20 protein-coding genes are annotated in these 25,946 nt (G+C 32.6%); 12 read left to right on the forward strand and 8 right to left on the reverse strand.

Going from position 1 to position 25,946, the window contains the following annotated elements; genetic code table 11:
- Positions 1–11 precede the first annotated feature (11 nt).
- Positions 12–1,109: an endonuclease/exonuclease/phosphatase family protein gene (locus tag B0A81_RS20380; RefSeq protein WP_089059714.1), complete on the reverse strand. Its 1,098-nt coding sequence runs from the start codon at positions 1,107–1,109 to the stop codon at positions 12–14.
- A gap of 211 nt (positions 1,110–1,320) precedes the next feature.
- Here B0A81_RS20380 and B0A81_RS20385 point away from each other — a divergent pair, with 211 nt between their 5' ends.
- The 3 genes from B0A81_RS20385 (at position 1,321) to B0A81_RS20395 (ending at position 3,506) form a co-directional block, all read left to right on the forward strand.
- Positions 1,321–2,220, forward strand: coding sequence for a S66 peptidase family protein (locus tag B0A81_RS20385; RefSeq protein WP_089059715.1), 900 nt, complete (start codon positions 1,321–1,323; stop codon positions 2,218–2,220).
- Positions 2,221–2,358: 138 nt separating this feature from the next.
- Entirely contained in the window at positions 2,359–2,730 is a 372-nt protein-coding gene (locus tag B0A81_RS20390; protein ID WP_089059716.1) for a YraN family protein, read from the forward strand.
- A gap of 119 nt (positions 2,731–2,849) precedes the next feature.
- Positions 2,850–3,506: a hypothetical protein gene (locus B0A81_RS20395; protein WP_008466087.1), complete on the forward strand. Its 657-nt coding sequence runs from the start codon at positions 2,850–2,852 to the stop codon at positions 3,504–3,506.
- A gap of 67 nt (positions 3,507–3,573) precedes the next feature.
- Here B0A81_RS20395 and B0A81_RS20400 read toward each other — a convergent pair whose 3' ends face one another.
- The 3 genes from B0A81_RS20400 to B0A81_RS20410 form a co-directional block, all read right to left on the reverse strand.
- The gene (locus B0A81_RS20400; protein ID WP_089059717.1) at positions 3,574–4,128 is read right to left on the reverse strand and encodes a DUF5683 domain-containing protein; all 555 of its coding nucleotides are present in this window, start codon (positions 4,126–4,128) and stop codon (positions 3,574–3,576) included.
- Positions 4,129–4,324: 196 nt separating this feature from the next.
- Positions 4,325–7,690 carry a transcription-repair coupling factor gene (mfd, locus tag B0A81_RS20405; protein WP_089059718.1) on the reverse strand — a complete coding sequence of 1,122 codons (3,366 nt, stop codon included), beginning with the start codon at positions 7,688–7,690 and terminating at the stop codon, positions 4,325–4,327.
- Positions 7,683–8,309, reverse strand: coding sequence for a hypothetical protein (locus B0A81_RS20410; protein WP_089059719.1), 627 nt, complete (start codon positions 8,307–8,309; stop codon positions 7,683–7,685). The genes mfd and B0A81_RS20410 overlap by 8 nt, the downstream gene beginning before the upstream one ends.
- 309 nt (positions 8,310–8,618) lie before the next feature.
- On the opposite strand from B0A81_RS20410, the gene B0A81_RS20415 reads away from it, so the two are divergent.
- Entirely contained in the window at positions 8,619–9,557 is a 939-nt protein-coding gene (locus B0A81_RS20415) for an L-threonine 3-dehydrogenase (protein WP_089059720.1), read from the forward strand.
- Positions 9,558–9,776: 219 nt separating this feature from the next.
- Here B0A81_RS20415 and B0A81_RS20420 read toward each other — a convergent pair whose 3' ends face one another.
- Positions 9,777–11,657, reverse strand: a complete 1,881-nt coding sequence (locus B0A81_RS20420) for a M1 family metallopeptidase (protein WP_089059721.1) — start codon at positions 11,655–11,657, stop codon at positions 9,777–9,779.
- Between the two features lie 63 nt (positions 11,658–11,720).
- Positions 11,721–13,355, reverse strand: coding sequence for a S8 family peptidase (locus tag B0A81_RS20425; protein WP_089059722.1), 1,635 nt, complete (start codon positions 13,353–13,355; stop codon positions 11,721–11,723).
- A 280-nt stretch (positions 13,356–13,635) separates the two neighbouring features.
- On the opposite strand from B0A81_RS20425, the gene B0A81_RS20430 reads away from it, so the two are divergent.
- Together B0A81_RS20430 and B0A81_RS20435 are read left to right on the forward strand one after the other, a co-directional pair.
- Positions 13,636–17,904: a T9SS type A sorting domain-containing protein gene (locus B0A81_RS20430; RefSeq protein WP_089059723.1), complete on the forward strand. Its 4,269-nt coding sequence runs from the start codon at positions 13,636–13,638 to the stop codon at positions 17,902–17,904.
- Between the two features lie 2 nt (positions 17,905–17,906).
- The gene (locus B0A81_RS20435) at positions 17,907–18,605 is read left to right on the forward strand and encodes a fibronectin type III domain-containing protein (RefSeq protein ID WP_123922213.1); all 699 of its coding nucleotides are present in this window, start codon (positions 17,907–17,909) and stop codon (positions 18,603–18,605) included.
- An 85-nt stretch (positions 18,606–18,690) separates the two neighbouring features.
- On the opposite strand, the gene B0A81_RS20440 is transcribed toward B0A81_RS20435, so the two are convergent.
- Together B0A81_RS20440 and B0A81_RS20445 are read right to left on the reverse strand one after the other, a co-directional pair.
- Positions 18,691–19,548 carry an MBL fold metallo-hydrolase gene (locus tag B0A81_RS20440; protein WP_089059725.1) on the reverse strand — a complete coding sequence of 286 codons (858 nt, stop codon included), beginning with the start codon at positions 19,546–19,548 and terminating at the stop codon, positions 18,691–18,693.
- Positions 19,549–19,631: 83 nt separating this feature from the next.
- Positions 19,632–20,558 carry a hypothetical protein gene (locus B0A81_RS20445; protein WP_089059726.1) on the reverse strand — a complete coding sequence of 309 codons (927 nt, stop codon included), beginning with the start codon at positions 20,556–20,558 and terminating at the stop codon, positions 19,632–19,634.
- 374 nt (positions 20,559–20,932) lie between these two features.
- Here B0A81_RS20445 and B0A81_RS20450 point away from each other — a divergent pair, with 374 nt between their 5' ends.
- From B0A81_RS20450 to sufD, 6 genes are all read left to right on the forward strand, one after another.
- The gene (locus tag B0A81_RS20450; protein WP_073483816.1) at positions 20,933–21,262 is read left to right on the forward strand and encodes a HesB/IscA family protein; all 330 of its coding nucleotides are present in this window, start codon (positions 20,933–20,935) and stop codon (positions 21,260–21,262) included.
- Positions 21,263–21,348: 86 nt separating this feature from the next.
- Positions 21,349–22,797 carry a Fe-S cluster assembly protein SufB gene (gene sufB, locus B0A81_RS20455; protein WP_089059727.1) on the forward strand — a complete coding sequence of 483 codons (1,449 nt, stop codon included), beginning with the start codon at positions 21,349–21,351 and terminating at the stop codon, positions 22,795–22,797.
- Between the two features lie 7 nt (positions 22,798–22,804).
- The gene (locus B0A81_RS20460) at positions 22,805–23,293 is read left to right on the forward strand and encodes a flavodoxin family protein (RefSeq protein WP_089059728.1); all 489 of its coding nucleotides are present in this window, start codon (positions 22,805–22,807) and stop codon (positions 23,291–23,293) included.
- Between the two features lie 11 nt (positions 23,294–23,304).
- A complete protein-coding gene (gene sufC / locus B0A81_RS20465) occupies positions 23,305–24,051 on the forward strand; it encodes a Fe-S cluster assembly ATPase SufC (protein WP_017494567.1) in 747 nt (248 codons plus the stop codon).
- A gap of 85 nt (positions 24,052–24,136) precedes the next feature.
- Positions 24,137–24,526 carry a four helix bundle protein gene (locus tag B0A81_RS20470; protein ID WP_089059729.1) on the forward strand — a complete coding sequence of 130 codons (390 nt, stop codon included), beginning with the start codon at positions 24,137–24,139 and terminating at the stop codon, positions 24,524–24,526.
- Positions 24,527–24,573: 47 nt separating this feature from the next.
- Positions 24,574–25,890, forward strand: a complete 1,317-nt coding sequence (gene sufD, locus B0A81_RS20475) for a Fe-S cluster assembly protein SufD (RefSeq protein WP_089059730.1) — start codon at positions 24,574–24,576, stop codon at positions 25,888–25,890.
- The last annotated feature ends 56 nt before the right edge of the window (positions 25,891–25,946 follow it).

The raw sequence follows: 25,946 nt of genomic DNA on the forward strand, positions 1-25,946 counted from the left end.
GCTGTGCATCTCTACAATTTTTCTTTAATCAAATAAATATAAACTGGAAAATGATCGCTAAAACCTGCTTCTTCTAGTGTATTCCGTAATGGATATCCTTTATACTTTCCAGAGTTTTGAATTAAATATGGCCTATTAAAAATTCCTGCCTTCCAAAATTTGAATGTGGAAAAACCTGAATTTATTAATGATCCGGTCATCATAATTTGATCAAAAATATCCCATGAATCTCTAAAAGCTAAAGTTCCCATTCCTTTCACAGCCATTTCTTCAAATGGATTAAAAACATCAAATTCTCGAACTTCCGTTTTTTTTGCCTTTGCTCCTAAAGCTGCTTTAATACTTTTATTATAAGGACCATCGTTTAAATCTCCCATTGTAATTATTTTCGCATTTGGATTTATTTGCTGCAATGAATCTATAATCTTACGATTTAACTTTCCTGCAGCTTCTCGGAATGCGCTGCTAGCCTTTTCTCCTCCTGATCTCGAAGGCCAATGATTGACAATAATATGAATCTCTTCGTCTTCAAGAAAACCCGTTATTAAGAGCTGATCTCTTGTGAAAATCCTGCTTTTAATTTCCGTTTTAGTTTCGACATCTCCTAAATCTTCATTTTTATCTTCCTGAATAGCAGCTTTCTTTTTATATATCAGCAACGGAATGTTAGCAAATGATGTTGGTCTAAAATATTTCTTTTGATACAAAAGCGCAACGTCAATACCACGTTGATCAGGCGAATCAAAATGAATAATTCCGTAATCAAATCCAGCGATTTTTTCTTGTTTTATCAAATCTTCGAGCACGCCTCTATTTTCAACTTCGGAGCATCCTAATAAAATAGGTGCATTAGAATTTTCTGGAGTGCCAATTTCAGAAATGACCTTCGATAAGTTTTTTAGTTTTTGATCGTACTTTTCTTTTGTCCAATGCTGAGCACCATTAGGCGTCCATTCATCGTCATTTGTACTTACATCATTATAAATATCAAAAAGATTTTCAAAGTTGTAGAATGCAACTGTGTGGATATTGTATTTTTTTGATTGCGCGTTTGAAACAAAAATTACAAAAAAGGCGAGTAAACAAAAGTGAAGTTTAATAATTTGCATAACTTTAAAAATTGAAGTACCAATTTAAACAAAAAGTAAGAATTTTCAGTATTTTAATTTTAAAGAATTATTATATTTGTTAATTCCATAACTAAAAACCTGTATTAGAATTATGAAAAGCCAGCTCACTATCTCAAAATATTTTACCTACACTAAACTGGCATTTCTTATTTTTGCTTTACAATCATTTACCTGTCAATCTCAACAAAACATGATAACACCGCCTTATTTACAAAAAGGAGATACCGTAGCTCTTTTGGCAACAGCCCGAAAAAACATCGACGACAATTTAAAACCAACGATAGATTTATTGCACAGCTGGGGTTTAGAAGCTGTAATAGGCTCAACAATCGGGCTTGATTTTAATCAGCTTGCAGGAACAGACGAGCAGCGTGCAGCCGATTTTCAAAAACAATTAGACAATCCAAACATTAAAGCAATTTGGTGCGTTCGCGGTGGTTATGGAACCGTTCGAATGCTTGATCTATTAGACTTTACCAAATTTAAACAACATCCAAAATGGGTTATTGGTTTTAGTGATGTTACTGTTTTGCATAACCATTTAAATACAATGGGTTACAAATCGATACATGGTATTATGCCGGTTACCGTAGCTCGTGCAACTCCAGCGGCCGTTAGTTCGATGAAAGCCAGTTTATTTGGTGAGCCGCTTTCTTATACAATTGGTCCAGATAAAATGAATCGTTTTGGTAAAGCTACAGGCGAATTAGTAGGTGGTAATTTATCTATTCTTTACAGTTTATTAGGTTCGCAGTCGGCTATTGATTGTAAGGATAAAATTTTATTTATCGAAGATCTGGATGAATACTTATATCATATTGACCGAATGATGATGAATTTACGTCGTAATGGATGCATCGAAAATCTAAAAGGCATTATGATTGGCGGAATGACCAAAATGAAAGACAATGAAGTGCCATGGGGTAAAAATGCATTAGAAATTATTGATGATGTCACTAAGAAATACAATATCCCGGTGATCTTCAATTTCCCAGCTGGACATATTCAGGATAATAGAGCATTGATTATGGGAAATACAATTTCTATCGATGTCAATGCAGCTGGAAGCACTGTTACTTTTCAGAAATAGCAGTATTTCATATTCAATAAATACCACATAAAAATCTCGTAAAGACGCGAAGTCGCAAAGCACAATTAAAACTTTGCAACTTCGCGTCTTTGCGTACAAAAAACTTGAAACTTCGAACTTGAAACTAAAAACTAAACTATGGCAGAACATAATGAACTTGGCAAAAAAGGAGAAGATCTGGCTGCAGCATATCTTGAAGAAAACGGTTATAAGATCTTAGAACGAAACTGGACTTTTCAAAAAGCAGAAATAGATATTATTGCGCAAAAAGAAAATATTTTAGCAGTTGTTGAAGTGAAGACAAGATCAAGCTTAGATTTTGGATCTCCACAAGATTTTGTTAAACCAAAAAAAATTCAACTATTAGTAAAAGCAGTAAATGCCTACATAAACGATAGGGAAAAGGATTTTGAGAATGATTTAAACATTCGTTTTGATATCGCCGCAGTGCATAAAACGGGGGAAATATTTGCAATTGAACATCTTACGGATGCTTTTTATCATTTTTAACATATTTTTTTATTGTTATAATTCTAACAAATTGTTTTTTTATTTATCTTTGTAGAGATTTATAACATAAATTAACTAAACCAACCCAATTAAGTTACAAAAAAAAAGAAAAAAAAATTATGAAAACCGTTTCTTCAATCGTCGAAAATTACATTAAAACAAAACCCTTTTTATTGAATGCGTTATCGCTTGGAATTATCAATTTAACCTCTCTTTCTCGGAATATCATGACGGAGTTGGAAAGTGAATTTGGTAAGGAAGTAAAACAAGGTGCTGTTGTAATGTCGCTGAAACGACTGACTGAAGAATTGGATTTTAAATTAAATCATAAGATCAATAAAGTCATTAAAAACATAGGCGAAATTACCGTAAGATCTGAATTGACGGATTACACTTTTGCTGCTTCAGAAACTGTTTTAAACAAACAGGCTGATTTAATTTCTGATATTAATGCCTTATCTGATATCTTTTACACTTCGTCTCGTGGTGTAAATGAAACTAATATTGTAGTGAGCAGCAGTGTAAATCATTTAGTTGAAAAACACTTTATGCGCGAAAAGTTAATTCAGAAATTAGACAATCTGGCTTCTATTACTGTAAAATTACCAAAAGAAAACATCGTGGTTCCTGGTATTTATTATTTCATCTTTCAACGTTTGGCTTGGGAAGGAATAATCATAAACGAGGTAATTTCGACTTCAAATGAATTTACTATTTTAGTTGGTGAAGATCAAGTTGATGTTGCTTTTAAAGTTATTAAAGACTTAAAGAACTAGTTCTCTATCATAAGCAAAAAAAAATGGCGCATGAAAATTCATGCGCCATTTTTTTTGTTCAATATTTTTAAAATGAATAATTGAGAGCAATTCCAAAATCACTTCTTAATAAGGTGTCATTATTAATTAATACTGGTTTAAGTGCTAATTTTTCGCTTACATTAAATTGCGACAAGGCAGCATCAATATTTGCATCAATAATGTTTAAAACATAAAACCCGACCATGAAAAGGGCTGATAAATCTCTGTTTCTTTGAAATTGTTTTTGAGCCGAAAGCAGCTGACTGTCACTTAAGTTCCCCAAATAGTCTGAATCACTTTTGTTTCCTGCAAGTCTATTTTTATATTCGTCTCTGTAAATGTTGTAATTTTTTTGACTATCCAAATAAAAATAGGCGCTCGCACCAATTGCTCCATATATCAACGGAAGCTTCCAGTATTTCTGATTGTAAATTTGTCCTAAACCAGGTAAAATAGCCGAATAAAAAGCTGCTTTGGCAGGACGAAGAGGATCGATTGTTTCTACTTGTAAAGAATCGTTTTGAATCGTTTTATTTTTTATCTGAGCGGATATTGAGGTTAATCCAAAAAATAAAAACAGAATAATAAATTGATAGTTCATATAAAAGGTTTCTCTGAATTGATTTTCAAAGAAACCTTTTTAGTTCTAAGATTTTTCTTAAATAAAAGATAAAGAAAACTTAATGTTTTGTTTTGTTTTTCTGCCACGAATTTCACCAATTATCGCCAAATTAAATTTTATCTGCTGAATAAAATTTGTGCAAATTCGTGAAATTCGTGGCAACCTTTTTTATTATTTATTCCCCCAGCATTTCCATCAACTCTAAAGCCCTTTTAGTCGATTTTACATTGTCAAAAGTCAATAAAAGTCGTAAGCCGTTAGGTGTTTGTTTTTCTTTCATCGTACAAAGATTACTGTGGGTTTGCACAAATTTTATTACTTTATGAAAACGCTTTGATTGATAATAATCTGATTGTTGATCAGAAACAAAATAGCCAATCATTTTACCTTTTTTCATTACCAATTTTTCAATTCCTACTGCAGTAGCAATCCATTTGATGCGAATACTATTCATCAATGCATTGGCACGCGGAGGCATTGGACCAAAACGGTCAATTAATTTGTTTTGAAAAACAATTAATTCTTCTTCATTTTTCACAGAACCCAATTCGTTATACAAACTCAACCGTTCGGTAACATTATTGATATATTCATCAGAAAATAACAACTCAAAATCAGTATCGATTTGTAGATCTTTTACGTATTCTTTCGTTTCAATATCATTCTCTTCAGGATACAAATCTTTAAATTCGTTTTCTTTTAATTCTTCGATTGCTTCGTTCATGATTTTTTGGTACGTATCAAACCCAATTTCATTAATGAAACCACTTTGTTCACCGCCTAACAAATCTCCCGCTCCACGAATTTCAAGATCTTTCATTGCGATATTAAAACCACTTCCCAGTTCGCTGAACTGCTCCAAAGCCTGAATACGTTTTCTAGCATCTTCGGTCATTGACGAATATGGCGGACAAATAAAATAGCAGAATGCTTTTTTGTTACTTCGACCAACGCGGCCGCGCATTTGATGCAAATCTGATAAACCAAAATTATTGGCATTATTAATGAAAATTGTATTGGCATTTGGAACGTCCAATCCGCTTTCGATAATTGTGGTTGCCACCAAAACATCAAAATCTCCGTTCATGAAACCTAACATCAATTCCTCAAGTTTCGCACCGTCCATTTGTCCGTGACCAATCCCGACTCTCGCATTTGGAACCAAACGCTGAATCATTCCAGCGACTTCTTTTATGTTTTCAATTCTATTATTGATGAAGAAAACCTGTCCGTTTCGCTGAATTTCATATGAAATTGCATCACGAATAATTTCTTCATTAAAACCAACTACATTGGTTTCAATAGGATATCTATTTGGCGGAGGCGTAGTAATTACCGACAAATCTCTGGCTGCCATTAAAGAAAACTGAAGCGTTCTCGGAATTGGAGTTGCTGTTAATGTCAACGTATCGACATTGGCAGCGATGGTTTTAAGTTTATCTTTTACGTTAACTCCAAACTTTTGTTCCTCATCTACAATCAATAAACCTAAATCTTTAAAAACTACATTTTTGTTTACTAATTGATGTGTTCCAATTACAATATCGAGTTTTCCTTCGGCCAAATCTTTTAGCGTCTGTGTCTTTTGTTTTGCCGTTCTAAATCTATTCAAATAGCCAATTGTAACGGGCATATCTTTTAATCGTTCCGTAAAAGTTCTATAATGCTGATACGCTAAAATAGTGGTAGGAACTAAAACTGCCACTTGTTTACTGTTATCTACAGCTTTAAAAGCAGCACGAATTGCAACTTCCGTTTTCCCGAAACCAACGTCACCACAAACCAATCGATCCATTGGGCGATCGCTTTCCATATCCGCTTTTACTTCTGCTGTCGATTTGGTTTGATCGGGTGTATCTTCATAAATAAATGAACTTTCTAATTCGTTTTGCAAGTAACTATCCGGCGCAAACTGAAAACCTTTTTCTAATCTTCGTTTTGCATATAACTGAATTAAGTTGAATGCAATATGCTTAACACGCGCTTTGGTTTTTTGTTTTAAAACTTTCCAAGCGTTCGATCCAAGTTTATAGATTTTCGGCGGAGTTCCGTCTTTTCCATTGTATTTAGAAATTTTATGAAGCGAGTGAATGCTTACATAAACAATATCATTATCCGCATAAACCAATTTTATGGCTTCCTGCGTTTTACCTTCAACTTGAATTTTCTGCAAGCCGCCAAACTTTCCAATTCCGTGATCGATGTGCGTAACATAATCACCAACAGAAAGTGCTGTTAATTCTTTTAGCGTAATATTCTGCTTTTTCGAATATCCGTTTTTAATGTTGAATTTATGATAACGCTCAAAAATCTGGTGATCTGTATAAGCAGTTATTTGATTCTCTTCATCGATAAAACCTTGGTATAAAGGCAGTACAATTGTATTATATTGTTTTCTGATATTCTCAGAATTGGCTTCATCTAAACTTTCAAAAATATCGTGAAAACGTTTTGCCTGCGTTTCATTCGAACAGAATAAATAATTTTTATATCCATTAAAATGATTGTCGCTCAGATTGTTCAGCAATAAATCAAATTGCTTATTGAAAGATGGCTGCGGCTGAAAATGAAATTCAAACTTTTTAGTTGTCTTGAAAATTGGTTTTGAAGCCAATTCAACAATCGAAAAATCTAAAGCTCGTTTGATAAACGAAGCTTGATTTAAGAATAGCTTTTCTGGCTCGGCATGTTTTATTTCTTTCGACAATTTCTCAAAAGCTTCTTCTGCTCTTGCAAATTGTTTGTCTAACTGACTAAAAAGTCCGTCTGTATTTTGAATGAAAAGAACAGTCTTTTCGGCAATATAGTCTAAAAAGCTTTCGCGGTTTTCCTGAAATATCTTGTTTTCGACATTCGGGATAATCGTAATTTTTTTATGTGTTTCAACAGATAACTGAGTTTCTACATCAAAACTTCGAATACTGTCTACTTCGTTTCCAAAAAACTCTATTCTATACGGATGATCGTTTGAGAAAGAAAAGACATCGACAATTCCTCCACGAACCGAAAATTCTCCAGGTTCTGTAATAAAATCAACTCTTTTAAATTCGTATTCAAACAAGACTTCGTTGATAAAATCAATTGAAATTTTATCGTTTAAAGCTACTTTTAAAGTGTTTTTATCAAGTTCTCTTCTAGTAACCACTTTTTCAAAAAGCGCTTCTGGATAAGTAACAATTATGGCTGGTTTTTTTCGCGAATTAATTCTATTTAAAACCTCAGCGCGAAGCAAAACATTTGCATTATCTGTTTCTTCAATGTGATACGGACGACGGAATGAAGCGGGATAAAACAAAACATCCTGCTCACCAATCATTTGCTCTAAATCATTCAAATAATAAGCGGCCTCTTCTTTGTTGTCTAAAACAATCAAAAAAGGCAATTCTGTTTTCTTAAAGACAGACCGAATTATAAATGAAACCGCAGATCCCAACAATCCGCTAAGATTCATTTTTACCTGATTCCCTTCCAGTAAACTTGTGGCAATCTGCTGTGCTTTTGGCAAATTGTCATAGGTAGTATATAAAGCGTTTTTACTCAACTTTTGGTGCGTTTTGATCTATGTTTTGTATTGGTGACTGAGGTGCGCTTGTATTTAGAATCGCACGCGTAGTGTCTAACATTCTTAAGAAATCCTCTTCTCCTTGTTCTTTCGGAATTTTACTTTTCTCAACAATTTTATCCATTTGTCTTTCTAAGGAAACTAGTTCTTTATTAATGTCTCCAATTAAAAAAGCGACTTTATCATCTGGTATTTTACTTAAATGAATAAACAAATCCAACATTCTAACTTTTGTAATTAAAATTGAGATTCGGCTTCTTATTTGAGGCAGATTAAATTCAGCAGGAATATTATTGTTTAAGGCCATTGCTTTTTTTGAAATGGCTGTAGATTTTTTCTGAAATGCACCAATAGTTTTTCTTGGTTTATCTCCAATCTCTTTCATAAAATCGCGCCATTCTGTCCAGGCTCTTACATTTTGTTCGGAAATTTCATTGATTGGCTCATCAATAAAAACCCAGGCTTTATTGATGTTATTAAAAATTTTTTCATTCTTTTTAGCTTCTTTTGCATTTTCAGCTTGACGCTTTTCGTCTTGATTTTGACAAGATTGCAGCACTAAAATCAAAAGCAGAAATACTGCTATTTTATATTTCATTTCATAAAATGTTAGATCGCAAAGTTACAAAGTAAATTTACAATTACGAATTCTGATTTTTGCTAAAGATTCTATAAATCAAGGTTATTTTTTTGTCATCAATTTTAAGTAAAAAACTAATTTTATAAAGGATTTATGATCCAAAAAACGCCCTAAAAAAACACTCAAAAAGCACAAAGACACATTTCTTAAACAGAGAATTATCCAACAAACAAACTTTTTTGTTATTGAATTTATAAATTATGATTCTAAAAAACGTACGTAATTACGAAAACGTTATATTTGTGTCTCTAAAAAAATCATCTAAAAATGAATCCAAAAATATTAATCATTGGCGCTTGCGGTCAAATTGGGACTGAACTGACTCAAAAATTGCGCAAACTTTACGGAACCGAAAATGTAATCGCTTCTGATATTCGAAAATTAAATACTGATGTTGTTAATTCCGGTCCTTTTGAAGTAGTCAATGCTTTAGATTTTAATCAAATTGAACATCTTGTTGAAGTTCATAAAATCACTGATGTTTATTTGATGGCTGCACTTTTATCAGCTACTGCAGAAAAAAATCCAGCATTTGCATGGGATTTAAATATGAATTCCCTTTTTCATGTTTTGAATTTAGCAAAAGCAAAAAAGATTCAGAAGATTTTCTGGCCTTCAAGTATCGCTGTTTTTGGCCCTACAACTCCAAAAGAAAATACTCCACAATATACTGTAATGGAACCTTCAACGGTTTACGGAATTAGTAAACAGGCTGGTGAAAGATGGTGTGAATATTACCATAATATTTATGGTGTTGATGTTCGCAGTATACGTTATCCTGGTTTAATCAGCTGGTCTACTCCTCCAGGCGGCGGAACTACCGATTATGCTGTTGATATTTTCTATAAGGCTATTGCCGATAAAAAATACGAATGCTTTTTATCATCAGAAACCAAAATGCCAATGATGTATATGGATGATGCTATCGATGCTACTATCAACATTATGAAAGCACCTGTTGAAGAAATAAAAATACATTCGTCATACAATTTAGCCGCTATGAGTTTTACTCCAACCGAAATTGCTGCTGAAATTAAAAAGCATATTCCTGATTTTGAAATCACTTACAATCCTGACTTCCGTCAAAAAATTGCCGACAGCTGGCCGGCAAGTATTGATGACAGTTCTGCAAGAGAAGATTGGAATTGGAAACATACTTTTGATCTTGAAACAATGACTAAAGATATGATTGAACATTTGAGTTAAATCAATAAGAAGATTGAATAGCGTCCAACTTTAGTTGGATGAAAAAATAAATCACAACAAAGGGCTTTAGCCAAAACTGTAGCGGTTTGGCTAAAGCCCTTTTCTATTTAAATCTAATTCCTCCAGCTAAAGCTGAGGCTATTCAAAAAAACTTTATACCTTAAAACGAAAAAAGTCCCGCTTATTAAACGGGACTTTCTTTTTATTCTTTTTTGAAAATTACTTCACTTCAAAAACATTATTCGTCTGTTTCACATCAGCCATTAATCCGCTTGGATCTATAGTGATTTTTTTGATTGCAGTTTTGTTTTTGTCAATTGTAAAACTATAGTTTTGTTGTGCCCAAGCCCAATCTTCTAAAACTGTTCTTTTTTCGTTTGGATTTGGATTTGGTTTGATAAAATTCATCATTCTCAACGGAATATAGAAATTCTCAGAAGTTCCGTCAGTATATTCAACTTTCAAATCAATTGGCATTGGCATTCTTCCAATTCTTTCTAACGAAACTGTTGTTTTACCTGCATTATCTGCAACGTCTTTAATTCCGTAATCAATTGTATTCGTTGTTTGTGCCCAATCTATTAAATACCAGTCTAACTCAGCTCCAGAAACTCTTTCGGCTGTTCTTTTGATATCATTTGGAGTCGGGTGTTTGAATTTGAAATCGTTGAAATATCTTTTTAAAGTTTCATCAACGTTATCTTTCCCTATTACATATTCTAACTGCGATAAAAAGATACTTCCTTTTACATAAGATGAAATGCTGTAAGGTCTGTTTTCATCATAACGGTCTCCGTGAGTTGTTTGCGGTTGTTCTTTTCCAGAATTTACTAAACTATAATAAGCTTTATAATTTCCAACAAAAGGATTTACTTCTTTTTTATCTCCTTTTAATTCATTCAAAGCACTGTCTTCAATGTAAGTTGTAAAACCTTCATCCATCCAAGGGTGTTTTGACTCATTTGAAGCCAAAATATGCTGAAACCATGAATGTCCTAATTCGTGAGTTGCTGTTCCTAAAATTCCTTCAAGAGTTCCATTTCCTAACATTAAAGTACACATTGCATACTCCATTCCGCCGTCGCCGCCTTGAATAAATGAATATTGTTTGTACGGATACTGTCCAACTCTATGATTGTAATAATCCATAACTTTTACCATTAATGGCTCTAGCTGTTTCCAGTTTGCAGTTGTTTTTGGATTGTTTTTGTAAAAGAAATGCAAATCGACATCGTTTGGTCCTTTTACAATATCATGAGTATATTCTTTATCAGCCGCCCATGTAAAATCGTGAACATTTGGCGCGATAAAATGCCATGTTAATGTTTTTGTTTTTTTAGGATAAACAACCGTTACACCAGCATCTTCGTAACCGTGTCCAATTGCATTTTTATCTTGTAAATATCCTGAAGCTCCAAGAGTATACTCTTTGTCAATTGTAATTTTAACATCAAAATTACCCCAAACTCCGTGAAATTCTCTTGCGATGTAAGGATCTGCGTGCCATCCTTCGAAATCAAATTCGGCTAATTTTGGGTACCATTGTGACATTGAAAGTTCAACTCCTTCAGAATTATTTCTTCCTGCACGACGAACCTGCACTGGAACTTGTCCATCAAAATCTAAAGTAAAAGTAGTTTTTGAATTTGGTAAAATTGGTTTAGGCAAAGTCACCTCCATGATAGTTCCTGAAACTCTTGTTTGTGCAGAAACACCATCTTGTTTGAAATTAGCAATTTTTAAATACCCTATTTCATTTGGTTTTAAAGTTTCAATACGGCTTTGTTTTACTTCTTTTCCATCAGCACCTTTTACTTTATTTACCATTCTTCCGTCTGGATCTTTAATAAAATGTAAACGTGCATCCATCTCACTTCCTGGTTGAAAAGCATTTAGAAACAGGTGATAAAATACCTTTTTTAAAGTGTCTGATGAATTATTGGTATAAACCAATTCTTGTTTTCCTTTGTACTGATAGTTTTTAACATCCATAGAAACCTCCATTTTATAATCGGCGTGTTGCTGCCAATATGGAGCGTTTTGTGCAAACGCAGGGCTTAAACCTAAACTCAAAAAGGAAAGTAAAATAATTTTTCGCATGATAGTTACAATAAAAATGGAAGAGCTGCCGCTCTTCCATTGGATTAGTTTTTTATTTATGTTTTATTTCTTCGACATTTTTTCAGCCATCAATAGGGCATTATAGGCATTTACCATTTTAGCCGTTTTTGATGATTCAACAGAAGAAACTGCTACAGGTTTTTCATCTGGATTTGGGTTTTCTCCTAAAATAACCTTTGAAGGAAGCGCAACTCCAGAGTCCATTAAAATATGTTTTACCTGTGATGCTTTTAGTTTTGGATAATAAGAACGAATTAAAGCCGCAACTCCAGCAGCATTTGGAGCCGCCATTGAAGTTCCTTGTAAATATTTGTATTTATTGTTTGGAACTGTTGCGTAAATTTCCTCACCCGGCGCAAAAACATCAACATTTATTTTTCCGAAATTTGAGAATGGTGCAACAACAGTTTCTCCATATTCTTTATTGATTGCTCCAATTGTTATTACATTATCTGCAAATTCTTTAATGTTGTCTTGAGAATCGTTTGGATAATTGATGTTTTTGTTTTCATCAATATTGTAACCGTCATTACCCGCCGCATGAACGATTAAAACGTCTTTTTTCGCCGCATACTTAATAGCATCGTAAACCCAATTTTTGTGCGGAGAGAAGCTTTTACCAAAACTTCCGTTAATTACTTTTGCACCATTATCAACAGCATAACGAATTGCTAAAGCAATATCTTTATCGTACTCATCTCCATCAGGAACAGCTCTTACTGTTAATATTTCAACATTTGCAGCAACGCCGTCTCCTCCTAAATTATTACCACGAACTTGCGCAACAATTCCCGCTACGTGAGTTCCGTGTAATGCTTTTTCCTTATCTGGACCAAAAACAATGTTATTTCCATAATACTTATTTTTGATGTCTTCAGGATTATCACCTACGATTTTTCTTCCATCATAATCTTTATTCAAGTTATAATTCAATTGATCGTAAACCTGTTCTTTATATTCTCCAAAATCAGCTTCTGGGTCAAAAGTTGGTCCTGCATTTGTAAAAATTCGAGTCATTATAGCTTTACTTCTTGCGACGTTAGGGTCTGTTGAAGTAATTGTGCTTAAATCTTCGATTTTATAAGTTGTTTTGTTAAGTTCCTTTTTGATTGTATTATGGAAACCTAACAACATGTCTACTTGTTCTTTGTCTTTTAAAGCTTTTTCATATTTCTCCGTATATTGAGCCAAAGCCTCTTTGTATTGAGCAGAACCATCATCGCCTTTTTTAACGATACGTGTCATCTCTAGATTTTCATGAACAGCGTTTCCAAGGAAATTCCATCCGTGAACATCATCAATAAAACCATTTTTATCGTCGTCAATTCCGTTTCCTGGAATTTCTTTTGCGTTTGTCCAGATCATTCCTTGTAAATCTTCGTGTTCAATATCAACACCAGAATCTACAATTCCTACTATAACTTTTTGACCTTTTTTCCCTTTTAATAGTTCGGCATAGGCTCTATCAACACTCATTCCCGGGATAGAATCTTTGATTAAATCAAGATGACTCCATCTTTTAAGTTCGTTTTCGCTGACTGGCGCTTTTTTAACAACTGTTAATGGAGCTTTAATAAATTCTTTTGAAGTTGAAACTTGCGCTTGTAAAGTAGCGCTGCAACCTGCTAAAACAAGTAATGCAAAAGCAGATAATTTAATAGGTTTTATATGACTCATGTATCTAAAAATAATGTATAGTTAAAAAGATGGGACTAAATTATGCTTTTTTGTTACAAAAAACTAACAGTTAACACTGTGTTGTGAATTTTGGAAGACACAGAAACATGAACTAAACCATTTCGTTTCAAATGATTTCCCTTAACCTGACACCAAAAAAAACTCTAATTTGATTGTCCTTTTTTTTAGGTTTAAAAAAAACATTTGCCTTTACGTTTTCCCGTAAGGAAAATTCGTTTAAAATAACTATTCTTGCGCGACTGAATTCTAAACCCAATCTATGAAAACAAAACTACTCTTATTGCTGTTACTGGCAAATTTTTCTATTTATGCACAAACCAACTTAGTTCCAAATGGAAACTTTGAAACTTGGACTTCCTCGTCGCAGCCAGACAATTGGTTTCGATTTTTTAGCGGCTTCGCTTCTCAAAGCAATATAGCACAAAATGGCGCTTCTAGTACTAATATGATGATAGCCAGCGGAACATCTAATTTTATAAATAGTGAATATTTTCCTGTAACGGCAGGTAAAAAATATAAAGTGACTTTGTACCACAAACTTGTAAAAGGAACGTTCTCTTCTATTGAGTTTAGTTTGTATCATAAACCTGGTACTTTTAAGTCGGAAATAACTAAAAAAACAGACCTAACTTTTTCTACTACCGAGTGGAGAAAAATAGAATTTGAATATACTCCTACTATTTCTGAAAGTATTGAAGTTGATATTTGGACATACGGAACTCTTAATTCTGAAATTTTGGTAGATAATGTTTCTATGGTTGATGTTAACGATATTCCTGTACAATACACTAAAATTCCAGACATCAATTTTGAGAAAAAATTAATTGCTTTAGGTTATGATTCTGGTACTCCAGATGGTAAAGTTCCAACTGACAAGATTAACAAAATAACCTATCTTGATGTTTCTTATAGCTCAATTACTGACTTAACAGGAATTGAAGATTTTGTTGCTTTGACCAATTTTTATACAATGCAAAATCAATTAGTTACGTTAGATGTTTCCAAAAACGTTAATTTAACAATCTTGCGCTGTGATAGCAACACTACTATTGAAACTTTGAATGTTTCAGAAAATACAAAACTAACTCAATTACTTTGCGGGAACAATAAAATAAAAAACCTAAATCTGTCTAAACTTACAGATTTAAGAGAGCTTTACTGTGACAAAAACCAATTAACATCTATCAATTTATCTAACAATACTAAATTAGAGAAGCTATATATTGATAACAATCAATTAACTGGACTTGATTTAACTAAAAATACTGCTTTAAAATATTTATACTGCAAGTACAATAAACCAATGTCTGAGCTTAATTTAAAAAATGGCAAAAATACCCTAATTGATAAAAATAGTTTTTACGCTACAGAAAATACGAGCCTGACTTGTATTCTAGTTGATGATGTAGCTTATTCTAACACAAATTGGACTACTGGTAAAGATGCTTCTGTTGATTTTTCTTTAGTATGTTCTGAACCTGAATACACTCTTATTCCTGATGTAGAATTTGAAAAAGAATTAGTTCGTAATGGACTGGATCTCAAACTAGACGGAAAGGTCTTAACTAGAAAAATTGAGGCTGCACAATATTTATATTTAGGTGATGCTCCAATTACAGATCTTACAGGACTATCGGTTTTTACGAGTTTAAAAAAATTAAGCGGCTACAATTTAAAAGTAAAAAGTATTAATGTTTCTAAAAACACTCAATTAACGGCTTTAGACTGTTCTGCTAATAATTTAGAAACAATTGATGTTACTGCTTTAGTAAATTTAAAAGAGTTAAATTTATCTAATAACAATTTGACTGAAATTAATCTTTCTAAAAATCAAGCTTTAACTGAACTTTACTTAACTAAAAATAAGTTTAAAGAAATCAATTTATCTGCAAATAAAGCTTTGGTATCACTTAATTGTAACAATAATCCATTAACCCAAATTAATGTTTCAGAAAATCCTGCATTAAAGTATTTGAATTGTACTGATCTTTTAATTACAAGTTTGGACGTAACAAAAAATCCACAGCTAGAATTTATCGATTTTGAGAGAAATAAAATTACAAGTCTAGACCTTACAAAAAATCCAGAACTATTAACTTTAAATTCAAGCCAAAACCCGATAACTTCTTTAAATTTAAGTAATAACAAGAAATTAACAACATTAGAAGCTTCGGGAAGTTACTGGTCTGCCGGCAATGGCGGTTCTGGTTCTTTAACTTCTTTAGACCTTACTAACAATGTTTTACTTACCTCTCTTGACTGTGGTGCTAATCAACTAACGAAGCTAGATTTAAGTGCAAATACAAAACTGCAATACATTCGCTGCTACGGAAATCTTATTACAGATTTAGATCTTTCTAAAAATACTGAGGTAATCGAATTATCATGCAATGACAATAAATTGAAAAGTTTGAATTTAAAAAATGGAGCGAATTCAAAAATAAAAAATATTCAATTTGCAGTTAATCCTTCTTTAAGCTGTGTACAAGTTGATGATGTTACTTATTCTAGTACAAATTGGACAAAAAAAGATGCGACAGCAAATTTTAGTTCTGATTGTGCTTATACAACCCTTATTCCAGATGCTAAATTTGAAGAAAAACTAATTGCACTAGGAATTGATACAGGAGCAAAAGATGGAAAAGTTTTAACTGCCAACATTGCAAGTTTAACTTCTTTAGACGTTTCAACTGCAGGAATTACAGACTTAACAGGAATTAGTGATTTTGTTAATTTAGAATCGCTAACGGTAAGTGATAATAATTTAAACAAAATAGATGTCTCTAAAAACTTTAAATTAGCAAGTCTAAATGTTGGGAAAAACCAGTTAACTCAAGTTAATTTATCTAACAACACAAACCTTCAAGCTTTTTATTGTAATGACAATTTATTTAAGTCGCTAGATCTATCAAAAAACAAAAAACTAGCCTCAATTTACTGTCCAAACAACAAATTGATTTCATTAAATTTAAAAAATGGAAACAATATCGCTTCAGATGCTGCTGGCGTTAAAAACTTCACCAATAACCCAGACTTAAAATGTATTCAGGTTGATGATGAAACTTATGCTAATACAAAATGGACTGCATTTAAAGATGCTAATACTGGTTACAGCTCAAACTGTGAATACACTACTGCAATCCCTGATCCTAAATTTGAAGATAAATTAATCGCTCTTGGAATTGATTCTGGCTTAAAGGACGGAAAAGTTGCTACGGCTAACATTATTGAAATTACATCATTGAATGTAGACAAATCTGAAATTTCAGATTTAACCGGGATTCAAGATTTTATATCTTTAAAAACTCTATCAGCTAGAAACAATACAATAAAAAATGTAGACGTTTCAAAAAATACTGAATTAGCAAGTTTAGATCTATATGCAAACAGCTTGACAACTATTGATGTTTCAAAAAATATTCTTTTGAAAAAGTTATTTATAGGCAACAATTCTATTTCCAGCATAAATATCACAAATAACACTGCTCTAACCCATTTAACGTTTGAATTGACTAAGATTGAGACCATAGACCTTTCGCAAAATAAAGCTTTACTTTATTTAGATTGTGCCAATGGAGCATTAAAGAGCTTAGATATTTCCAAAAACCCTCAGGTATATTATTTATACTGCTCTTACAATCAGTTAGAAAAATTAAATCTGAAAAATGGCAACAACACTATAATGTCTACCAATAATGTATCTTTCAATGGAAATTCAAAATTGTATTGTATTCTTGTTGATGATGTAAATTATGCTAACACAAATTGGTCTACTAAAAAATCTAGTGTTGCAACTTTTAATACAGAATGTACTGGTGAACTAAATTTACCTGCAAACAACTTTACAGTCGAAACTAAAGGAGAATCTTGTACAGGAGAAAACAATGGTGAAATTAGTATTGTTGGTAAAAATCCTTTTGCTTATACAGCAACTATAAATGATAAGTCGTACACTTTTACAAACAACAGTTTAAAAGTTACTAGCTTAACTCCGGGAACTTATAAAATCAAGATCACTATTCCGGAAATGATATTCGAACAAAACTTTACAGTAACTATTTCGAAAGCCGCTAACATTACAGGAAAATCGAGCGTAACCTCTAAAAATGTAGCCGTAGAAATTACTGAAGGAACTGCTCCTTTTACTGTGTTTGTTGATGGAACTCAACAATTTCAAACAACAGATTCTAACTTTAATTTAAGTTTAGAAAAAGGCGGTTTAATTGAAGTAGCAACTGCTAAAGCTTGCGAAGGTATTTTCTCTAAAAAAGTGGCTACAATGGATCTTTTAGGAACATTATCTGCGTATCCTAATCCAACATCTGGAAGTTTTGAAATTGAAATTCCAACTGGTCAAAAAGAAGTTAAAATCGAATTGTACAATTTTGCCGGCCAATTAGTTTCGACTAAAACATATTCTATCGAAAATGGAAAAGCACAGTTAAATCTTGAAAACCAAGCTTCGGGGATTTATGCCGCAAAAATCTATTTAGAAACTCCAGAATACATTAAAATTATAAAAAAATAAAAATGAAGAATTTTATATACCTATCAATCATTAGTTTTTTGTTTGCAGCATGCGGCGGAGGCGGCGGAGACGATCCTATTACTCCTCCAGTTACAAATACGGCACCTACAGTTCCTGTGTTAGTATCTCCAACTGATGGTAAATTATGTTTAGACAATACTGTTTCTTTACAATGGAATCAATCTACTGATACTGAAAAAGATCCGATTGTTTATCAAATTCAAGTTGCAAAAGATAATGGATTTAATCAAATTGTTAATACGCTTAACAACTCAACCATTACCTCTTCTCTTGCATTAGAGAAAAATACGGCATATTATTGGAGAGTACAGGCTTCAGACAGCAAAGGTTTATCTAGTGCTTACTCTGCAATTTTTAAATTTTATACTGCAGGAACTGCTGTTGTGAATCATTTACCATTTGCTCCAGAATTAGTTCAGCCAGCAATAAATTCTGCTTTAAGTACAGCAACAGCTTCTTTAAAATGGAAAGCTTCTGATGTTGACGCAGGTGATCTTCTAACTTACGATGTGTATTTTGGAACAACTAATCCTCCAACAGCAAAAGTTGCCGAGAATATAAGCGCTTCATCATTTGATGTTACACTTGACGCCACAAAAGAGTACTTCTGGAAAATTGTCGTAAAAGACAACAAAGGAGGAGAAACTGTTGGACAGATTTGGAAATTTAAAACCAACTAACCTTTAAATAATTACAATTAGTTAAACTAAAAATCCCGTTTTCATTCAATTGAAAACGGGATTTTTTTATGTTTTAAACATAATATTAAAGAACCTCTTCGCAGGTAAAAACATCTTTCAAACGAACACCTTTCTCGGTATGTTCAACCGTTATAATTTGATTATGTGCATCGTGTTCTAAAAACAAATAATAATTATTGTCAGCAGCGGCATTCAAAAATTTTGATTTTTCAGGCATTGTCAATAACGGACGCGTATCGTAACCCATTACGTAGGGTAACGGAATATGTCCCGCTGTAGCTAATAAATCAGCGCAAAAAACGATGGTTTTATCCTGATATTGGATATGTGGAATCATCTGTTTTTCGGTATGACCATCAACAAAGAAAATTCCGAAATTCATTTCTTCAGAAAATGCAAAATCACTTTCAGGACGTTTTATAAAATTCAACTGACCGCTTTCCTGCATTGGTAAAATGTTTTCCGAAAGAAAAGAAGCTTTTTCACGCGCATTTGGTTTTGTAGCCCATTCCCAATGATTTTCATTTGTCCAAAACTTTGCATTTTTAAAAGCCGGCTCATAAAAAGTTTTATCAGAATTCCACTGAACACTTCCTCCGCAATGATCAAAATGTAAATGCGTCATAAAAACATCGGTAATATCATCTCTATGGAAACCATATTTTGCCAAAGATTTATCAATCGAATGAGATCCCCAAAGTGAATAATAACCAAAAAACTTTTCTGATTGTTTATCCCCCATTCCGGTATCAATTAAAATCAAACGATTTCCATCTTCAATCAACAAACAACGTGCGGCTATATCGATAAGATTATTATCATCTGCAGGATTCGTTTTGTTCCAAATTGTTTTAGGCACAACACCAAACATTGCACCACCATCTAACTTAAAATTTCCTGATTCTATTGGGTAAAGTTTCATGAGTATAAATTTCTAATAAGAAAACAAAGCTAGGAAATCAATTTCCTTTATGCTACAAATTCTATTTAAAAACTCCCAACCCTTTATTCTAAAGTAATCGAAGTGCTTCCCATGATTTCTTGCTTATCAAAAAAGTTAACAAAATAAGTTCCTTTTTTAAAATCATTCTCATCGGCATTTAAAACTCCGTAAACATTAACAGGTTTTCCTTGAAAATCCACTGCCACGATAAAACTATAAACTAAAGCTTTATCATTTCCAAATTCAATTAATTTGTCTTCTCCTAAAACTTTATTTTTTTGATCTAAAACCTGAATATAAAAAATCTTTTTTCCTGTTTTAGCTACTGAATTTCCATTGATAGAAAAGCTGACTCTGAGTTTTTTTGTGTGTCTTGCTTTTTCAGTCTCTAGTTCCTTTCCAGAGCTATTCTCTCTTAATGCAATAACCTTAAAATTATTTGATGATAACCTTGAAGCATCCTTTATAGTCGACTCTAGTTTTTTTTGCTTCAAAATCAAAGTGTCATTTTGCGCCTTTTGCTGATACATCACAACATTTTGAGACTCAATTTCAGTAAGTAGATTTTGGTTTTGAGATTTGAGACTTTTAATTTCTAAACCTTTAGATTCTAATGTTATTTTTAAATCTAAAAGTTGTTTTCTATAAATTTGAATCTGAGTAATCGAAGGATTTTTTGAAGCTTTAATAATCTCCATTAAGTTTTCGACATTTTTTCGTTCAAGCTCCAATTGGTTTGATAATGAAGTCTTTTCTAGAATAGCTAAATCGTATTGCTGTTTTAGAACATTCAAAGAATCGATAATGTTTTTTTGCGCTGTAGATTCCTTACTTGGCTCTGCAAGATTAGTTTTAATCGAAGGAGTCTCAGCATCTTTGGCACTTTCCTTTAATTCACTACTAAAAATAAAGAATGTAGCTCCTATTCCAAAAACAAAAAATACTGCAAAAAGTGGTTTCACCCACTTATTCATATACTGTTTTTTCATAATTACTCACAATTAATTACAAAAATAACAATATAACAGCAGTTACAATAAGTACAAATACGGTTTTTAACTTTATTTGCCATTAAAATGCGAGAATCGCAAAAATTCGCAAAAATCATCAACCTTTTCGTTCAACAAACAGATTCACTGTAAAAAAAAAGAGATACATTTTTGCTCTGTTTTCAGCAAAATAAATTCTATCTATTTTAACATTTGTTATAATAATGTGAACCGCTATGGAAAAAGGTTTTTAAGTCGTATCTTTGCAGACAATTTCATTTGAACAGAGAAATTGGCATTTTATTTAATGTAATATTTTGATTACTATTTAGATGCGATTTTAAATGATCTTTTAAAAACAAATACCATAAACAATGATAAAGGTTTCTGATACAGCCAAAAAGAAAATCATCGATTTGATGACTGATGATGGTTTTGACGCCGCAAACGACTACGTAAGAGTAGGCGTAAAAAGTGGTGGATGCTCTGGTTTGTCTTATGATTTAAAATTTGACAAAACCAAAGGCGACGATGATAAAGTATTCGTAGATAATGACATACAAATAGCAGTTGAAAAAAAATCATTCCTATATTTAGCCGGAACAATTCTTGAATTTTCAGGCGGATTAAACGGAAAAGGATTTGTTTTCAACAATCCAAATGCCAGCAGAACTTGCGGCTGCGGAGAATCATTTTCTCTTTAGTTAAAAGTAGAAAGTCGCAAAGTCATTAAAGACTTCGATTGACTTTCAAACTTTAGACTTTCAATCTTTTAGACAATAAAAATATAATGAGCAAATACACTGAAGACGATTTAAAAATCGAACTCGAAACTAAAGAATATGAATACGGATTTTATACCAATATAGAATCTGAAACCTTTCCTATTGGCTTAAACGAAGAAATTGTAAGAGCTATTTCTCTTAAAAAAGAAGAACCTGAATGGATGACGGATTGGCGCATTGAGGCTTTTCGTGCATGGAAAGAAATGATTGAGCCGGAATGGGCAAATGTTCATTACGAAAAACCAGATTTTCAGGCAATTTCTTATTATTCAGCTCCAAAACAAGTAGATCCTAACAAAACTTTGGACGATGTTGATCCAGAATTGTTAGAAATGTACAAAAAACTAGGAATCTCTGTTGATGAGCAAAAAATGATGAACAATGTCGCTATGGATATTGTTGTCGATTCTGTTTCGGTAGCTACAACTTTCAAGAAAACTTTGGCTGAAAAAGGAATTATTTTCTGTCCAATTTCTGAAGCTATCAAAGAACATCCTGAATTAGTAAAAAAATATTTAGGAACTGTTGTACCTCAAAAAGACAACTTCTACGCAGCATTAAACTCAGCAGTTTTCTCTGACGGAAGTTTCTGTTATATTCCAAAAGGCGTTCGCTGCCCAATGGAACTTTCAACTTATTTTAGAATCAATCAGGCAGGAACTGGACAATTCGAAAGAACGCTGGTTATTGCAGATGCAGGAAGTTACGTTTCTTATTTAGAAGGATGTACCGCACCAAGCCGTGACGAAAACCAATTACACGCTGCTGTAGTTGAATTAATCGCTCTTGATGATGCTGAAATTAAATATTCTACCGTTCAAAACTGGTTTCCTGGAAACAAAGAAGGAAAAGGCGGGGTTTACAACTTTGTAACCAAAAGAGGTTTATGCGAAACGAACGCTAAAATTTCTTGGACACAAGTTGAAACAGGTTCTGCTGTAACTTGGAAATATCCTTCTTGTGTACTTAAAGGAGACAATTCGGTTGGAGAATTTTATTCGATTGCCGTTACCAATAACTATCAACAAGCTGATACTGGAACAAAAATGATCCATTTAGGAAAAAACACTAAATCGACTATTATTTCTAAAGGTATCTCGGCTGGTAAATCACAAAACAGTTACCGTGGTTTAGTTCAAATCTCGCCAAGAGCAGAGAATGCAAGAAACTTTTCACAATGTGATTCATTGTTAATGGGAAATAATTGTGGAGCACATACTTTTCCTTATATCGAAAGTAAAAATCCATCAGCAAAAATTGAACACGAAGCAACGACAAGTAAAATTGGAGAAGATCAAGTTTTTTATTGCAACCAAAGAGGTATTCCTACTGAAAAAGCGATTGCCTTAATTGTAAATGGTTTCAGTAAAGATGTATTAAACAAACTTCCAATGGAATTTGCAGTTGAAGCGCAAAAATTATTAGAGATTTCTTTAGAAGGTTCTGTAGGATAATTTCAAGATGGAAAATAAAAAAGTCATCATTTTAGGTTCTTCCCGAAAAAATGGAAATACAACCAAAATTATAGATGAAATTTCGAAAGAATACAATATTGACGTAGTAAATCTAAGTGATTATAATATTTCTTATTATGATTACGAAAGCAAAAATATAGAAGATGATTTTTTGCCTTTGATTAAAAAGATTATCGAAAATCATGATACTTTCATTTTTGCAACGCCAATTTATTGGTATAATATGAGCGGAATTATGAAGGTCTTTTTTGATCGGTTTTCAGATTTAATCCGAATCGAAAAAGAAACCGGAAGAAAACTTAGAGGAAAAAAAATTGGCGTGATATCAAATTCACACGACAATGAAATCGAAGAAAGTTTTTACATTCCGTTTAAAAAAACTGCCGATTATTTAGGCATGGAATATTTAGGTCACGCGCATTTTAATGCCAATATCCTAAACCAAACAACAAAAATAGAATTGACATTTATATAAAATAAAAAACAATGTTATCAATAAAAAACCTTCACGCCTCAATTGGTGATAAAGAAATCCTAAAAGGAATTAATATAGAAGTTAAAGCTGGCGAAGTACACGCTATCATGGGACCAAACGGTTCTGGAAAAAGTACACTTTCTGCTGTTATTGCAGGAAACGAAAACTACGAAGTTACAGACGGAGAAGTTTTCCTTGACGGAGAAGATCTTGCAGATTTAGCTCCAGAAGAAAGAGCACACAAAGGAGTTTTCCTTTCGTTTCAATATCCTGTAGAAATTCCTGGAGTTAGTGTAACTAACTTTATGAAAACTGCAATCAACGAAACTCGTAAAGCAAACGGTCAAGAAGAAATGCCGGCAAACGAAATGCTGAAAGTAATTCGTGAGAAATCTGAATTATTAGAAATCGATCGTAAATTTTTATCTCGTTCTTTAAACGAAGGTTTTTCTGGAGGAGAGAAAAAAAGAAACGAGATTTTTCAAATGGCAATGTTGGAACCAAAATTAGCTATCCTTGACGAAACCGATTCTGGTCTTGATATCGATGCTTTAAGAATTGTTGCAAATGGTGTAAACAAATTAAAAAGCGAGAAAAACGCAATTATCGTTATCACACACTACCAACGTTTACTTGATTATATCGTTCCTGATTTCGTTCACGTTCTTTACAACGGAAGAATCGTAAAATCTGGAGGAAAAGAATTGGCTTACGAACTGGAAGAAAAAGGATACGACTGGATCAAGGCAGAAAACTAAAATTTGTTTCAGGTTTCATGTTTTTTTAGTTTCAAGTTAAACTATATTTTGTAAGTTTAAACTTAAAATTACTAAAGCAGAAATTATGGCAACAATAACTCGATTTGAGGATTTAGAAATCTGGAAAGAAGCTCGACGATTAGCAAAAGAAATTCATCTAATTGCAGCTCATACAGAGTTAAGATCAGATCTCAGATTCAAAAATCAAATAAAAGCTTCTTCGGGTTCAGTAATGGATAATATTGCTGAAGGATTTGAAAGAGATGGAAATTTAGAATTTCGACAATTTTTATCAATTGCAAAAGGTTCGGCAGGAGAAGCAAGATCTCAATTATATCGGGTTTTTGATTTTGAATATATTTCCGAACAAAAATTCGAAGTTTTAAAAACAGATTATGAAAATTTAAGCGGTAAAATAAAAAACTTTATCACTTATTTAAATAAAAAAGATTTCAAAGGGAATAAGTTTCAATAGGCAACATGAAACTTGAAACCTGAAACACCGAAGGAAACAAAAACAAAATGGATTTAAAAGAAAAATTAGTATCGTCTTTTATGGCTTTTGAAGAGCGTGTCGATGTACATTCAGATTTACATGACATACGCACAAATGCTTTAAAAAACTTCGAAAATAAAGGTTTCCCAACCAAAAAAGAAGAAGCTTGGAAATATACATCGCTAAATGCCATCTTAAAAAATGACTTTTCGGTTTTTCCAAAGCAGGAAAATGCAATCGAATTCAGTCAGGTAAAAAAATACTTTTTACACGAAATCGACACTTATAAATTAGTATTTGTCGATGGCGTATTTAGTTCGCATTTGTCTTCTACAACACACGACGGAATTGATGTTTGCTTAATGTCATCAGCATTGACCAAACCAAAATATAAAATGATTATTGATACCTATTTCAATCATATCGCAAGTAAAGATGACAGCTTGACTTCATTGAATACTGCTTTTGCAATGGAAGGTGCGTTTATCAATATTCCGAAGAAAAAAGTAGCCGATAAACCAATTGAAATTATGTATTTCTCAACTGGAAGTGAAGCTGCATTAATGGTACAGCCAAGAAATTTGATTATTGTGGGCGAAAATTCACATGTTCAAATTATTGAGCGTCACCAAAGTTTGAATGAAAATCCTGTTTTAACCAATTCGGTTACCGAGATTTTTGCTCAAAAACGTGCAATTGTTGATTACTACAAAATTCAAAACGATAATAGCGAAGCGAATTTAATTGACAATACTTATGTTTCTCAACAACAAGAAAGTCATGCTTACGTACATACTTTCTCTTTTGGTGGAAATTTAACTCGTAACAACTTGAATTTTTATCATTTTGGAGAAAGATTGACAAGTACGTTAAACGGAATTTCGATCTTAAACGACAAACAGCACGTTGATCATTATACTTTGGTAAACCATGCAACGCCAAATTGCGAGAGTTTCCAAGATTATAAAGGAATTTTCTCTGATCGCTCAACAGGAGTTTTCAACGGAAAAGTTTTGGTTGAAAAAGAAGCTCAAAAAACAAATGCTTTCCAAAAAAGCAATAATATTTTATTGAGTGACAAAGCAACTATCAATGCAAAACCACAATTAGAGATTTTTGCCGATGATGTAAAATGTTCTCACGGTTGTACCGTTGGACAATTGGATGAAACAGCAATGTTCTACATGCAATCTCGTGGAATTCCACAAAAAGAAGCTAAAGCTTTATTGATGTACGCATTCTCAAATGCCGTTATCGAAAGCATTAAAATACCAGAATTAAAACAAAGAATTACTAAAATCATTGCCATGAAACTGGGCGTGAATTTAGGATTTGATTTGTAGAAAATTCTAACCATAAAAACAAAACCCCGATAAAAATTTATCGGGGTTTTGTTTTT

The organism is Flavobacterium plurextorum, from assembly GCF_002217395.1.
GTDB classification, from domain to species: domain Bacteria; phylum Bacteroidota; class Bacteroidia; order Flavobacteriales; family Flavobacteriaceae; genus Flavobacterium; species Flavobacterium plurextorum.